The organism is Luteipulveratus flavus (assembly GCF_029439465.1).
Lineage (GTDB): Bacteria > Actinomycetota > Actinomycetes > Actinomycetales > Dermatophilaceae > Luteipulveratus > Luteipulveratus flavus.
On record NZ_JAROAV010000010.1, the window covers coordinates 242921 to 257112 of the forward strand.

Here is a 14192-nt window from a genome sequence, read left to right on the forward strand (position 1 = left end):
CGACGGCGTACGTCCCGGCACGCTGAGCGGTTCTGGACCAGGATGGGAGTCATGGGACAGCGACGTCTGGTGGCCGGGGTCGACTCGTCGACCCAGTCGTGCAAGGTCGTGGTGTGCGACGCGGACTCCGGTGCGGTGGTACGCATGGGTCGAGCCGCGCACCCCGACGGCACCGAGGTGAGTGCCGACCACTGGTGGACCGCCTACACCGAGGCGACGGCCGACGGCCTGCTCGACGACGTCGAGGCGATCGCGGTCGGCGGTCAGCAGCACGGCATGGTCACGCTCGACGAGGACGACGCACTCGTACGAGATGCGCTGCTGTGGAACGACACCCGCTCAGCCGACGCGGCGCGCGACCTGGTGTCCGAGCTCGGTGGCGCGCAGGCCTGGGTCGACGCGGTGGACTGCGTGCCGGTCGCGAGCTTCACCGTCACCAAGCTGCGCTGGCTGGCCGAGCACGAGGCCGCCAACGCCCGGCGCACGCACACCGTGGTGCTGCCCCACGACTGGCTGACCGGTCGGATCCTGCAGCAGGCGGGCGGGTTCGGCGGCTGGACGACCGACCGCGGCGACGCCTCGGGTACCTGCTACTGGTCGGCGCTGACCGACGACTACCGGCTGGACCTGATGGAGCGCGCGCTCGGCCGCGCGGTCGAGGTGCCGCGCGTCCTCGGACCCGCGGAGCGTGCGGGAGTCACCGACTCCGGGATGGTGGTCGGTCCGGGGACGGGCGACAACATGGGCGCCGCTCTCGGGCTGGGCCTGCGGCCCGGCGACGTGGTGGTCTCGCTCGGCACCAGCGGCGCGGTGTTCGCCGAGCACGACGCAGCGGTCGGCGATGCCGACGGGTACGTCGCGGGGTTCGCGAGCGCAACCGGCGGGCACCTGCCGCTGGCGTGCACCCTCAACGCCGCGCGCGTGCTGACGGCGGGTGCGCACCTGCTGGGCACGGACCTGGCCGGTCTCGACCGGTTGGCGCTGGCGGCCGAGCCGGGCGCCGACGGGCTCAGCCTGCTGCCGTACCTGGACGGCGAGCGCACGCCCAACCTGCCGGACGCCACCGGCACCCTGGGCGGACTGACCCGGGCGAACGCCACGCCGGAGAACCTCGCCCGCGCGTGCGTCGAGGGCATGCTGTGCAACTTGGCGAACAGCGTGGATGCGCTGCGGGAGAAGGGAACTCACGTCGAGCGCGTGCTCATGATCGGCGGTGCGTCGCAGTCGGCGGCGGTGCGTGAGGTCGCGCCCCGCGTGCTCGGTGCGCCGGTGGTGGTGCCGACCCCGGGGGAGTACGTCGGAGTCGGGGCCGCTCGACAGGCGGCCTGGGTCCTCACCGGCGGCGAGGAGCCGCCGCGCTGGGACGTCTCACTCGAGACCGAGCTCGAGCCGCCGAGCGGACGCGTGGACCTGGAGCAGGACGAGCACGTGCGGTCCCAGTACGCCGACCTGCAGCGCGGCCTGTACGGCAAGCGCTGACGGGAGTCCCGCACGAGGTGTCGGGGCAGCCCTACGCGTCGTGCGGGGGCTCCAGCGGGTGGACCGCGACCACGGCATCGGTGTTCAACGGACCGTGGATGTGCGGGAACAGCTCGCCGCCGGCCTCCGCGGCCGGCTCCCGGACCAGGGGAGCGGTCAGCCGGTCCGTGTCGATCTCCAGCAGCAGGAGCGGGCCTTCGACGTCGGCGTAGAAACGGGAGCGCACCGTCTGCCACTGGGTGTCCTCGGAGGCGTGGATGAAGCCCTCCTGGGCGAGCGTGCGCCCGCGCGTGGAGATCTCGTACGCGCCGGCGGCTCGGGCGGCGTCCCAGTCCTGCGGCTCGGCCAGGTGGTAGATACGCGACATGGCCCCGAACCTACGGTCCGGGGCCATGTCGGTGGCAGGTGGGCTACGCCGTGAACGCCTGCGCGACCGGGGTGGAGCCCTGGTTGAACTCGTACACGTGCCGAGCCGACTCGGGCCGCTCGACCACGGCCGCGATCGCCGCCGCGACATCGGCGCGTGAGACCTGGGAGGCGTCCTGGTCGGCTCCGACGCTGATCGCCCCGGTCGCCGGGTCGTCGGTCAGCCCGCTCGGACGCAGGATCGTCCAGTCCAGGTCGGTCGACTCCAGGTGCGCGTCGGCCGCCGTCTTGGCGTCGGCGTACGCGTGGAACGAGCTGTCCTGCGGCACACCGTGATCGGGGCCCGCGCCGAAGTAGGACACCATCACGTACCGGCGTGCGCCGATCTTCGCGGCGGCGTCCATCGTGCGGATCGCGGCGTCGCGGTCGACCGCGTACGTGCGCTCGGGGTCGCCGCCGCCCGCTCCGGCGGACCAGACGACGGTGTCGTACCCGTTCAGGAGGTCCTCGGTGCCGGCCTCGTCGAGCTGCTCGACGTCGGCGACGACGGCGGTGGCACCGGTGGCCTCCACGTCCGAGGCGTGGTCGGGGTTGCGGACGATCGCGTCGACCGTGTGGCCGGCCTCGACCAGCAGGGGAGCGGTGAGCAGGGCGACCTTGCCGTGGCCGCCGATGAGGGCGATGCGTGCCATGCCGCTCACCGTACCGGCGCGCCGGCGGGCTTCGGGGCCGCGACCGGGCGGCCGGTGGGCTGGTCGCCGAGCACGAAGCGCTGGCGGCGGCGGAGCAGGTGCTGAGTCGTCGCGGTGACGACGGCGGAGGAACGAGCCATGAGGGTCTCCCGTCTGCGGCGCGGCTCGCCCGGATGAGGGTCGAGCAGCACGGATGGCCAGGGGGTCACCAGTGCTAACGGAGGCCCCCTCCGATTAATTCCCCGCCTCGGCAGAATCTCCTCGAGCCGACCCTTCCGCGCCGCACCCACGGCCGCGCACGGCCAGTGTGCCGCTCCGGCACCGCGAAGGGGTACGCCGACCGGCGGGTCGGCGTACCCCTTCGTCCTCGCGGGGCCCGCTAGCTGCGGGCGTTGGTCACCGTCTCGACGATCGGTTCCTCGACGACCTTGGCGTCGTCGGCCTCGCCACCGGGGTTGGCCCCGCCGCTGTCGGCGCGGACGAGCTCCTCGATCTTCTTGCCGGTCTCGGCGTCGACGTTCTTCCAGTAGTCGAACGCCCGCTCCAGGACCGGCGACTTCACGCCACCGAGCAGGTGCCCGGCGACGGTCCTGACGAACTCCTCGCGCTGCTGGTCGTTCCAGACCTCACGCACCAGGGTGCCCGCCTGGCCGAAGTCGTCGTCGTCCTGACGCAGCGTGTACGCCTGGCGCACCATCACGCCGTCGGACTCCCACGACTCCTCGGCCTCGCCCACTTGGTCGGCGTAGCCGCGGCCCTCGGAGTTCGGCGCGTAGACCGGCGCGTCCGCGCGGTGGTCGTACGCCATGGGGCCGTCCTGGGTGTAGGTGTTCAGCCCCTCCACCCGGGGACGGTTCACCGGCAGCTGAAGGTAGTTCGGCCCGATGCGGTAGCGGTGGGTGTCGGCGTACGCGAACGCCCGCCCCAGCAGCATCTTGTCGGGGGAGAAGCCGATGCCCGGCACGAGCGCCGACGGCTCGAACGCCGCCTGCTCGATCTCGGCGAAGAAGTTCTCCGGGTTGCGATTCAGGGTCATCGTGCCGACCTTGATCAGCGGGTAGTCCTCGTGCGACCAGATCTTGGTCAGGTCGAACGGGTTGAACCGGTAGGTCTTCGCGTCCTCGTAGGGCATGACCTGGACCGAGAGCGTCCAGGACGGGAAGTCGCCCTTCTCGATCGCGTCGTGCAGGTCGCGCCGGTGGTGGTCGGCGTCCTCGCCGGCGATGCGGGTGGCCTCCTCGCCGGTCAGGCCCTCGACGCCCTGGTCGCTGTGGAAGTGGTACTTCACCCAGAACTTCTCGCCGGCCTCGTTGATCCACATGTACGTGTGGGAGCCGTAGCCGTTCATGTGACGGAAGGTCTTCGGGATGCCGCGGTCGCCCATCAGGTAGGTGACCTGGTGCGCCGACTCGGGGTTGAGGCTCCAGAAGTCCCACTGCATGTGGTTGTCCCGCAGCCCCGAGCCGCCGCGCCGCTTCTGGCTGCGGATGAAGTGCGGGAACTTCATCGTGTCGCGCACGAAGAAGACCGGGGTGTTGTTGCCGACCAGGTCGTAGTTGCCCTCGGTCGTGTAGAACTTCAGCGCGAAGCCGCGCGGGTCCCGCCAGGTGTCGGGCGAGCCCTGCTCGCCGGCAACGGTCGAGAACCGGGCGAGCATCTCGGTGCGTGCACCCTTCTGGAAGAGCGCCGCCTTGGTGTACTTGCTGACGTCCTCGGTGGTCTCGAAGACACCGAAGGCACCGGAGCCCTTCGCGTGCACGTTGCGCTCGGGCACGCGCTCGCGGTTGAAGTGCGCCATCTGGTTCAGGAAGTGCACGTCGTGCAGCAGGATCGGACCGTCCGGCCCGATGGTGAGGCTGTTGCGGTCGCTGGGCGCAGGCGAACCGGTCTCCGTGTGCGAGCCGAGCTCGGCCTCGCGGGAGGGAGCTGTCTCGATCGAGGGGTTGGAGGTGGTGCTGTCAGCCATCATCTCTCCTTCGTGGGTGTCGGTCCGTCCTGGTCGGACCGCTCCTGGCACCGGGGACACAAGCCCCAGTAGATGACCTCGGCCTCGTCCACGGTGAAGCCCTGGGGGGAGGAGGCGTCGAGGCATGGTGCCGACCCGATCGCGCAGTCGACGTCATCGACCGCGCCGCACCGGCGGCACACGACATGGTGGTGGTTGTCCGCGACCCGGGTCTCGTACCGGGCGGGATGACCGGCCGGCTCGATCCGCCGGACCAGCCCGGCGTCGGCAAGGGCGCGCAGGACGTCGTAGACCGCCTGCGTCGAGACCGACCCCAGCCGCGCGCGTACGGCGGCGGAGATCGTCTCGACGTCGGAGTGCGGTCGTCCCTGCAGCTCGGACAGGACGGCGACCCGGGGCGCGGTCACGCGCAGCGAGGACCGGCGCAGGAGCACGGTCACGTCGTCGTCGGCCACGTCTCCACCCCACCACGCAGTCTGGAACGAGTCAAGAAAACTGACCCGTCGACCGGGGACGGCGTCGCCGGCGGCAGATTCGGGCTGTGATCTGAATCTCCCTGAAAACCGGGGAAATTGGCCATTCCTCCCGTGACGCAGCCCAACTTTACGACCGCTTGGACAAACCCGGGCGAAGCCCAGACGCGGGCGGCCACTGACGCGGATCGGGCCGGAAGAACGGCCGTTAACGTGGCCGGAATCGTCCAGCGGCGGGTCACCACCGGCCGTCCCGAGCCGACCAGGAGACACACCTTGACGGATCTGCTCGAGCCCGTGCCGGCCCTCGACGTCGGTGCCGGTCACCGCCTCGTCCCCGGCGTACGGCGACGCGACGAGCTCTCCCCGGAACAGCTGGGCGAGCAGCTGCTCCGGTCGGCCTCCGACCCGCGGGCCCTGGTCGCTGCCGTCCGGGTCCCCGAGCTGACGACGCTGCACGAGGAGCTGCCGCAGCCGGTCTGGGACTCGATCCGCCACCGGGTCGTCACCGAGCTGCTGCGCGACGTGGACGCCGACGTCACCCTTGCCTGGCAGGACCCCGAGCTGATGCTGGTCCACGTGCCGGGCGACCGTGCCCGCAGCGCCGAGGACCTCACCCGCCGGCTCGAGGAGGCGAGTCGCGGGCTCGCCGCGGCGGGGCTCCCCAGCGGGGACGGTCAGCTCTACCTCTCGCCGCACACAGGGGTCGCCTCCAACGCCTCGTCCCGGCCGGGATTCAGCGCGCTCGACCAGGCCCTGGACGCCGCGCTCCAGGCGCAGGGGCACATGGACCTCGTACCGCGGATGACCGGAGCCGGGTCGCGCGGCCCGGCCCACCGGGCCCGTCGCACACCGCTCCTGCTGCGTGGTCCCGGCCTGGTCGTCTGCTCCTACCTGCTCGCGCTGGGCGTTCCGTTCGTGGTCTACGAGCTGCTCTACCTGGGCGGCCTCGACGTCACCCGCGTCGCGTACCTCATCGCGGTCGGCGCCGGGCTGCTGACGGCGTGGCTGGCCTTCTCCGAGGTCGTCCGCGCACTCCCGCACCACGACCCGCCCCCGCCGCCCGTCGGCACACCGGCCCCCGCGGCGAGCGCGATCATCGCGGCGTACCTGCCGAACGAGGCCGACACGATCGAGGAGACCGTGCAGCGGTTCCTCGGCCTGGACCACCCCGGCGACCTGCAGGTGATCCTCGCCTACAACACCCCTCGGCCCCTCCCGGTGGAGACCCGGCTGCGGGAGGTGGCCAGGCGGGACCCGCGGCTGCTGCTGCTCGCGGTCGACGGCAGCACGTCCAAGGCGCAGAACGTCAACGCCGCGCTCGCGCACGTCACGGGCGACGTGGTCGGCGTGTTCGACGCCGACCACCACCCGCGGCCCGGGGCGTTCGAACGGGCCTGGCGCTGGGTCGGCAACGACTACGACGTCGTCCAGGGGCACTGCGTGGTCCGCAACGGGGACGAGTCCCGGCTGGCCGCGATGGTGGCGGTGGAGTTCGAGTCGATGTACGCCGTCTCCCACCCGGGCCGCGCCCGCTGGCACGGGTTCGGGATCTTCGGCGGTTCCAACGGCTACTGGCGCGCCTCGGCGCTGCGAGCCATGCGCTTCCGCCGCGACATGCTCACCGAGGACATCGACGCCTCCATGCGCGGGCTCGCGCTCGGGCTGCGGATCGCCAGCGACCCCTACCTCGTGTCCACCGAGCTCGCGCCCACGTCGTTCTCCGCCCTGTGGCGGCAGCGGCTGCGCTGGGCCCAGGGCTGGCACCAGGTCGGCCGCGTCCGGATGCGACCTGCGCTGCGCAGCGCTCGACTCACCGTCCGGCAGAAGGTCGGTGTCCTCGTGCTGCTCGGCTGGACGCAGGTGGTCCCGTGGATCTCGCTGCAACCTCTGGCGCTCGCCGCGGTCGCGCTCCTCAACACCCACCACTCGCGCCAGTGGTTCGCGCCCCTGGTCGTGCTCACCTTCTTGATGACGCTCTCGGAGTCGCTGCTGCAGGGCGCGGTCGCCTGGCTGCTCGCCGAGCCGTCGATCAAGCGGCGGCCGCTGTGGTGGCTGCAGTACCTGCTGTTCAACATTGTCTTCTACGCCGAGTACAAGAACGCCGGCGTCCGCACGGCCCACCTGCGGGAGGTCGTCGGCGAGGAGCAGTGGGTGGTCACACCCCGGACGGCCGCAGCCGTGGCCGCGCTGGACGGGCGGAGCGCTCCGGCCGGGGCGGTGTCCTGATGGCCCGGGTGCGCGACACGTCGCTGGACGGTATGCGAGGAGCCGTCGTCCTCACCGTGCTCGCGTTCCACGCCTGGCAGTACGCCGGCGGCCAGGCCGGCCGTGGCACGGGCGTCAGCGACGCGGTGGTGCTCGGCCTGTCCTGGTCGGTGTCCTGGTTCTTCGTCGTCACCGGCTTCCTCGTCTTCGCCTCGTACGCCCGGGCGCTGGTCGACGGAGGCCGCACCGAGACGGCCGGGCGGTTCCTGGCGCGGCGGCTCGTCCGGGTCCTGCCGGCGTACTGGACGGCGGTCCTGATCATCTGGGCGGCGCGGACCCGTGCCTTCCCCGGTGACCTGGTCGACCTGGTCGAGCACCTCACACTCACCCACGTCTTCGACCAGCAGCGCATCTTCTGGACGCTGGGTCCGGGGTGGTCCCTGACCTCGCAGGTGCTGGTCTACGTCTTCGCGGCTCTGCTGTGGCTCCCGCTGGGAGGGCTGGCCCGCCGGTTGCCTCGCGCCGGCCGGGTCGCCGTCCTGACCCTGCCCGGGCTGCTGCTGATCGCGGCCGGGGTCGCCTATCAGTACTGGGCGCTGAACCGGTCCGGCGCCGCCGCACGGGACTGGCCGGTGTGGTTCCACCCGCTGGCCCAGGCGCCGGCGATGGGCGCGGGGATGCTGCTGGCGGTGGTCGTGGCGGCGGGGCCACGGGCGCTGGGCTCGCCGCGCGGCGCACGGACCGGCACCGCGCTCGCCGTCGGCGCGGTGGCCGGGCTCGCGGCCATGGTGGTCTGGCAGCACGGAGCCGTCGAGCACGGCGTCGGCGCGATGCTCGTGTTCCGCGCGGCCAGCGGTGTGGTGTCCGTGCTGTTCCTCGCCTCGATCCTGTACTCGCGCGCGGCCGGACGGTGGCGCCGCTGGTGGGGCAACCGCTCGCTCGCCTGGATCGGCACGATCTCCTTCAGCGTGTACCTGTGGCACGAGGCCGTGATGCTGTCGATGGGCTACCTCGGCATCCTCACGCCGCAGGACTCGGCGCTGCGGGTGCTCGTGCTCCTGCTTCTCGTGGCCCTGCCGGTGTCGTGGTTCGCACACGTGGCCCTGGAGCGACCGTTCGGGATGCTGACCGAGCTGCTCGCGCCGCGGGTGCCGTTCCGCGGTCGCTACGAGCGGGCGTACGCGCCGGAGCCTCTCCCCGTACCTCGACGCACCGACCGGGAGCCGGCGCGGGTGTAGCGGTTGGGTCGTATCTAATTTGATGCGCAAATATTCGATATGGAAGAATGGGGCGCATGTCCATCGCTCCCTACCGGCGCGTGCTCGCCGTGGCCCAGACCCGCCGCATCCTGCTCATCGCCTTCCTGCTGCGCATCCCGATCATGGGTGCGGGCGTCCTGCTGACCCTGCACGTCACCGGCTCCCTGGGGCGCAGCTGGACCGACGCCGGGCTGGTGTCGGGAGCGGCCACCGTCGCGATCGCGGTGAGCGGCCCGTGGCGTGGCCGGCTGCTGGACCGGATCGGGCTGCGCCGGGTCGTGCTGCCCTCGATGCTGGTGTCGGGCACGTGCTGGGCGGTCGCACCGTTCGTCGGGTACTGGGAGCTCCTCGGTCTCGCCACCGTGGCCGGCCTGTTCGTCGTGCCGACGTTCTCGATCATCCGGCAGGCCCTGATCGTGGCCGTGCCCGAGAGCGACCGGCGCACCGTGCTGTCGCTGGACGGCGTGGTCGTCGAGCTGTCCTTCATGGTCGGCCCGCTCCTGGGCGTGTGGCTGACCACCCTCGTCCCGACCCGCTGGGTCCTCTTCGGCATCGAGATGATCTCCGTGATCGTCGCGGGTGTGCTGTGGTGGATGAACCCGCCGCTGCGCTCCGCCGAGAGCGACCTCGCCGACGCTGTCGCCGACGCGCTGCCGCGTCGGGCGTGGTTCGGACCCGGTTTCCTGGGGGTCTGCGCGGCCGCCGCGGCCGCCACGGTCGTCCTGACTGGTAGTGACGTCGGTGTCGTCGCCGCGCTGCAGGAGTGGGACGCCGTCCCGCAGCTCGGCCTCGTGCTGCTGCTGTGGGGCCTGGGCTCCATCGTCGGCGGGCTGCTGTACGGCGCGATGTCCCGGCCGCTGCCGCCGTTCCTGCTGCTCGCCGGGCTGAGCGCCACGACCGTCCCGATGGCGTTCGCCTCGAGCGTGTGGGCCCTCGCTGGCCTGTCGTTCGTGGCCGGCCTGCTGTGTGCGCCGACGGTCACCTCGACGGTCGACGCGGTGAGCCGGATCGTGCCGCAGGCGGCTCGCGGTGAGGCCATGGGCTGGCACGGCTCGTTCATGACCGCCGGCTCGGCGATCGGTGCGCCGCTCGGCGGTGTGTTCATCGACCGCGCCGGGTTCGGGGGCGGCTTCGTCAGCGTCTCGGTGATCGGGCTCGCCGTCGCGCTCGCGGGCCTGTGGACCGTCCGCCTGCGCAGCCGGCTGCGGCGTCGCCTGGCCCTGGCCGCCTGACCGCGGCTCGATTTCGGGGAATGCCACGGTGTCCGGTACGGTTGTGCGTACCGACTGGTCTGCGTGAGCAGCCAGTGTGCAAGAGAAGCCCAGCTTCCACCCGCGTCGACAGACATGTCGCCGGGTCACGGTGAGGACGGGCCCGTCGTCTCGACGGGCCGGACACTCGTCATCTGACGGGTGTCGTCCTCGACCTTCGCGAAGGCTCCTCGTGCGCTCCGGTGACGAGGAGCCTTTCCTTGTCTCCGGACTCCGTGACAGACAACGAAGGAGCAGACATCAGCGTCGAGCCACGTATCAACGACCGCATCCGGGTCCCCGAGGTGCGGCTGGTCGGACCCAACGGCGAGCAGGTCGGCATTGTTCGCGTCGAGGACGCGCTCCGACTGGCTGCCGAGGCTGACCTGGACCTCGTCGAAGTGGCGCCGATGGCCAAGCCGCCGGTCGCCAAGCTCATGGACTACGGCAAGTTCAAGTACGAAGCCGCCATGAAGGCGCGTGAGTCGCGCAAGAACCAGGTCAACACGATCATCAAGGAGATCAAGCTCCGTCCGAAGATCGACCCGCACGACTACGGCACCAAGAAGGGCCACGTCGAGCGGTTCCTCAAGGCGGGCGACAAGGTCAAGGTGACGATCATGTTCCGCGGACGTGAGCAGTCCCGCCCCGAGCTGGGCTTCCGGCTGCTGCAGCGTCTTGCGGAGGACGTCGCCGAGCTGGGCTTCGTGGAGAGCGCGCCCAAGCAGGACGGCCGCAACATGATCATGGTGCTCGGTCCGACCAAGAAGAAGGCCGAGGCGCGAGCCGAGGACCGCCGTCGCCGTGAGGCGGAGTCCAAGACCGACGCCGCAGAAGCGGTCGCCTCCGAGTGACCTCCCGGGGCTGCGGCCCCGACCGGCGGCTCCGGCCGCCACCAGACTCGCCATGAGTGCGCTCGTGGCTGCCATCACCCGCGATCGGCGCGCTCCAGGCGCCGACCACACGAAGGAGATCGGCTCATGCCGAAGATGAAGTCGCACAGCGGTGCGAAGAAGCGTTTCCGGGTCACCGGGTCGGGCAAGATCATGCGCGAGCGTGCCCGCCACGTGCACAAGTTCCAGGAGCGCACCTCGAGCCAGGCTCGTCGCCTCGCCAACGACGTCGTCGTCGCCCCGGCCGACACGAAGAAGATCAAGAAGCTTCTCGGCAAGTAAGCCCGTCGTCCTGCTGATGAGCCGATCGGCCGGCAGGACACCACTCGACCACCCCAGCACTGAAGGAGTACTCACGTGGCACGCGTGAAGCGGGCAGTCAACGCCCACAAGAAGCGTCGGACCGTTCTCGAGCAGGCCAGCGGCTACCGCGGCCAGCGCTCGCGCCTGTACCGCAAGGCCAAGGAGCAGGTCACCCACAGCCTCGGCTACAGCTACCGCGACCGTCGCGCCCGCAAGGGTGACTTCCGTCGCCTGTGGATCCAGCGCATCAACGCCGGCTGCCGCGCCAACGGCATGACCTACAACCGGTTCATCCAGGGTCTGAAGGCCGCCGAGGTCGAGGTCGACCGTCGCATGCTGGCCGAGCTCGCCGTCAACGACGCTGCCGCGTTCGCCACGCTCGTCGAGCTGGCCAAGGCCAACGTCCCGTCGCAGGAGTCCGCCAAGGACACCGAGCCGACCACGGCTGCCTGAGCTGCCGCACCCTTCACGAACGCCGGTCCACCCCGTGCTGACCAATCCTCGCGCCGAGCGAGTGCGGTCCGTACGGGCGTTGGGCCGGCGTTCGTCGCGTGAACGGGCCGGGCGCTTCGTCGCCGAGGGCCCGCAGGCGGTACGCGAGGTGCTCGCGTTCCGCCCGGAGACCGTGGTGGACCTGTACGTCGACCCGCAGGTGGGCGACCGGCGTACCGACATCCTGGCGCTGGCGCACCAGCACGACGTGCGGGTGCACGAGTGCTCGCCCGAGGTCATCGCCGCCATGGGCGACACCGGCCAGCCGCAGGGCCTGGTCGCGGTGTGCCGTCCGGTCGACGTCGACCTCGCCGCCGCGCTGGCGGGCGCCCCCCGCCTGGTCGTGGTCCTCACCAACGTCCGCGACCCCGGCAACGCGGGGACGGTCATCCGGGCCGCGGACGCGGTCGGCGCCGACGCGGTCCTGGTCAGCGACGCCAGCGTCGACATCTACAACCCCAAGGTGGTCCGCTCCACCGTCGGTTCCCTGTGGCACCTCCCTGTCGTGCGCGGCGAGTCGGTCGAGACGCTGCTGCACGCCTGTCGGCAGGTCGGGTTACGGACCCTCGCGGCCGACGGCTCGGGCGACCAGCTGCTGCCCGACACCGACGTACGGAGGCCGCACGCCTGGGTGATGGGCAACGAGGCGTGGGGGCTGGAGCCCGCAGTCCGGGACGCGTGCGACGAGGTCGTGCGGGTGCCCATCTACGGGCACGCCGAGTCGCTCAACCTCGCGATGGCCGCGACCGTCTGCCTCTACGCCTCGGCGCAGGTCATGCGTCGAGGGGAGTGACCTCGACCCGGGCCTCGTAGCTCGCCTGACCGGCGGGGAAGCGCTCGGCCGCGACGTCCGGTACCACCCGGTCCCCGCTGGTGAGGGTGTTCAGCCCCGCCCAGCCGTCCCGCATCCAGACCACGCCGGGAGGCGTCCGGTCGGTGACCGTGGCCACCGCCTCCATCGCACCGCGTCCGTTGCTCAACCGGATCCCAGCGCCGTCGCTGACGTCGCGCCGCTCGGCGTCGACCGGGTTGATCCACAGGCGGGGCTCGGGCTCGCGGCGCGCCAGCGTCGGCAGCGCCTGCCCGTGGTCGTAGAAGGCGTGGAAGTGCCCGATGGTGCGCCCCTGCACGAACCGCAGCGGGTACGAGTCCGGCTGGGGCGGCTCGTAGACCGGGAGGTCCGGCAGCCCGAGCTGCGCCGCTCGCGAGGAGCGCAGCTCGATCCGCCCGGACGGGGTGTCCAGCTCGAGCGTGGGATGGGCGACGGGCGAGGTCCGCAGGGGGACGTGACCGCCGGCCGCTCGCAGCTGCGCGACCGTGGTGTGACCGGTCGCGTCGTGGTCGAAGATGGCGTCCAGGGCGGCCTCGGGCGTCTCCCAGGGCAGCATGTCGGTGACGCCGAGGCGCCGGGCCAGGTCGTCCAGGACGTCCCGGACCGGGCGCGCGTCGCCACGCGGGCTGATGGCCTGCTCCATCAGGTACAGGTGGTTGCCGGTGGCCTTGAAACCGGTCTCCTCCACCCACGAGGTCCCGGGCAGCAGCACGTCGGCGTACTCGCGGATGGTCTCGTTCTCGAACAGGTCGAACGCCACGACCATCGGCATCCGCTCCAGCGCGGCAGCGGCCCGGCCGGCGTCGGCGAAGGAGCTGAGCAGGTTCGTGCCGAGCAGCAGCAGCACCTCGACGCGGTCCTCCTCCAGCGCCGCCAGGATGCTGCTCATCTCGCTGATCATGCGCTCCGGCGGCACCTCGGTCCCGTCGCTCAGCTGGTTCAGACCCATGCCGTGGACCTGCCCGGCGTGGCGCGGCCCGAGGCCGGCGCCCGGCCGTCCGAGGTGGCCGGTCACCGCTGGGAGGCAGGAGATCGCGCGAGCGGCATGCCAGCCGTTGCCGGTCTTGTGCATAGAGCTGCCGCCGATCAGCACCATGGCCGCCTGCGCACCGGCGTACGCACGGGCCAGGTCGACGATCACGTCGGCGTCGATGCCGGTCTGCTCGGCCGCCCAGGACGGCGTGCACCCGGCGACCTGCTCGGCGAGCTCCTCGAAACCCACCGTGTGCGAGGCGACGAAGTCCGCGTCGTGGCGGCGCTCGCCGATGATGACGTGCAGCATCGCCAGCGCGAGGGCCGTGTCGGTGCCGGGCCGGATGACGATCCGGTCGTCGGCCTGGGCGAACGCCTCGGTGCGGCGGACGTCGATCGCGACGACCCGGGCGCCCCGGCGACGGGCCCGGACCAGCGCGGGCGCCGTCAGCGGCTGGCTGGCGATGTTGGCGCCCCACAGCACGATCAGGTCGGAGTGGTCGCGCATGTCCTCGACCGTGTGGGTCTCGGTCGTCCCGGTCAGCCACAGGCCGAACCCGCCCAGGCCCCAGCACACGATCGCGGGGTTCCAGTGGTGCAGGCCGAGCAGGTTCGCGAACCGCAGGGAGTACTGCCCGCCGGCGCCGTTGGCGCTGTTCCCGTGGCCCCGGCTGACGACCGTACGGTCCGCGCCGGCGCTCTCGATGGCGTCGGCCACGCGCTGCAGCGCCTCGTCCCAGGTCGTCTCGCGCCACGCGTCCGGCTCGCGACGGTCCCGCACCCGGGGCCGCAGGACGCGGCGCGGGTTGTCCGGGACCTCGATCGTCGAGCGGCCGCGGATGCACAGGAAACCGCGGCTGTCGGGGTTGTCCCGGTCACCACGGACGGCGACGACGCGGTCGCCCTCGACGTCGACCTCCATCCCGCAGTACGTCGGGTGGCAGTTCATCGGGCACATCGTCTTGACCGTCGTCGGCACCCGATCAGGCTACGGCGGTGCCGTCGGC

The 14192-nt window shown here is 71.7% G+C and carries 14 protein-coding genes; 8 read left to right on the forward strand and 6 right to left on the reverse strand.

Translation table 11 applies throughout. The features are described 5' to 3' along the window. The first annotated feature begins 51 nt into the window (after positions 1-51). Positions 52-1479: a xylulokinase gene (locus P4R38_RS04300; RefSeq protein WP_277191182.1), complete on the forward strand. Its 1428-nt coding sequence runs from the start codon at positions 52-54 to the stop codon at positions 1477-1479. A 31-nt stretch (positions 1480-1510) separates the two neighbouring features. Here the strand turns inward: P4R38_RS04300 and P4R38_RS04305 are convergent, their stop codons facing one another. The 5 genes from P4R38_RS04305 to P4R38_RS04325 all read right to left on the reverse strand — a co-directional run bounded on the left by P4R38_RS04305 (position 1511) and on the right by P4R38_RS04325 (position 4958). Then, a complete protein-coding gene (locus tag P4R38_RS04305) occupies positions 1511-1846 on the reverse strand; it encodes a DUF952 domain-containing protein (RefSeq protein WP_277191183.1) in 336 nt (111 codons plus the stop codon). A gap of 43 nt (positions 1847-1889) precedes the next feature. Further along, positions 1890-2537, reverse strand: coding sequence for an SDR family oxidoreductase (locus P4R38_RS04310; RefSeq protein WP_277191184.1), 648 nt, complete (start codon positions 2535-2537; stop codon positions 1890-1892). A 5-nt stretch (positions 2538-2542) separates the two neighbouring features. Beyond that, positions 2543-2677 carry a hypothetical protein gene (locus tag P4R38_RS04315; protein WP_275240254.1) on the reverse strand — a complete coding sequence of 45 codons (135 nt, stop codon included), beginning with the start codon at positions 2675-2677 and terminating at the stop codon, positions 2543-2545. Between the two features lie 239 nt (positions 2678-2916). Further along, positions 2917-4503, reverse strand: coding sequence for a catalase (locus P4R38_RS04320; RefSeq protein ID WP_277191185.1), 1587 nt, complete (start codon positions 4501-4503; stop codon positions 2917-2919). Further along, entirely contained in the window at positions 4503-4958 is a 456-nt protein-coding gene (locus P4R38_RS04325; RefSeq protein WP_277191186.1) for a Fur family transcriptional regulator, read from the reverse strand. Before P4R38_RS04325 ends, P4R38_RS04320 begins: the two co-directional genes overlap by 1 nt. Positions 4959-5252: 294 nt before the next feature. Between P4R38_RS04325 and P4R38_RS04330 the strand changes: the two genes are divergently transcribed. The 7 genes from P4R38_RS04330 to P4R38_RS04360 all read left to right on the forward strand — a co-directional run bounded on the left by P4R38_RS04330 (position 5253) and on the right by P4R38_RS04360 (position 12174). Beyond that, positions 5253-7205: a glycosyltransferase family 2 protein gene (locus P4R38_RS04330; protein ID WP_277191187.1), complete on the forward strand. Its 1953-nt coding sequence runs from the start codon at positions 5253-5255 to the stop codon at positions 7203-7205. Beyond that, positions 7205-8422: an acyltransferase family protein gene (locus P4R38_RS04335; RefSeq protein ID WP_277191188.1), complete on the forward strand. Its 1218-nt coding sequence runs from the start codon at positions 7205-7207 to the stop codon at positions 8420-8422. The genes P4R38_RS04330 and P4R38_RS04335 overlap by 1 nt, the downstream gene beginning before the upstream one ends. Before the next feature lie 56 nt (positions 8423-8478). Beyond that, on the forward strand, positions 8479-9675 hold the full coding sequence (locus tag P4R38_RS04340) for an MFS transporter (RefSeq protein ID WP_277191189.1): 1197 nt from the start codon (positions 8479-8481) through the stop codon (positions 9673-9675). Between the two features lie 239 nt (positions 9676-9914). Further along, a complete protein-coding gene (infC, locus tag P4R38_RS04345; RefSeq protein WP_277191190.1) occupies positions 9915-10547 on the forward strand; it encodes a translation initiation factor IF-3 in 633 nt (210 codons plus the stop codon). A 126-nt stretch (positions 10548-10673) separates the two neighbouring features. Then, positions 10674-10868: a 50S ribosomal protein L35 gene (gene rpmI, locus P4R38_RS04350; protein ID WP_275240241.1), complete on the forward strand. Its 195-nt coding sequence runs from the start codon at positions 10674-10676 to the stop codon at positions 10866-10868. Between the two features lie 75 nt (positions 10869-10943). Then, positions 10944-11342, forward strand: coding sequence for a 50S ribosomal protein L20 (gene rplT / locus P4R38_RS04355; RefSeq protein WP_275240240.1), 399 nt, complete (start codon positions 10944-10946; stop codon positions 11340-11342). Positions 11343-11376: 34 nt separating this feature from the next. After that, the gene (locus P4R38_RS04360) at positions 11377-12174 is read left to right on the forward strand and encodes a TrmH family RNA methyltransferase (protein WP_277191191.1); all 798 of its coding nucleotides are present in this window, start codon (positions 11377-11379) and stop codon (positions 12172-12174) included. On the opposite strand, the gene P4R38_RS04365 is transcribed toward P4R38_RS04360, so the two are convergent. Continuing rightward, complete coding sequence (locus P4R38_RS04365) at positions 12155-14164, reverse strand: molybdopterin-containing oxidoreductase family protein (RefSeq protein ID WP_277191192.1); 2010 nt, start codon at positions 14162-14164, stop codon at positions 12155-12157. The genes P4R38_RS04360 and P4R38_RS04365 overlap by 20 nt on opposite strands. Between the last annotated feature and the right edge of the window lie 28 nt (positions 14165-14192).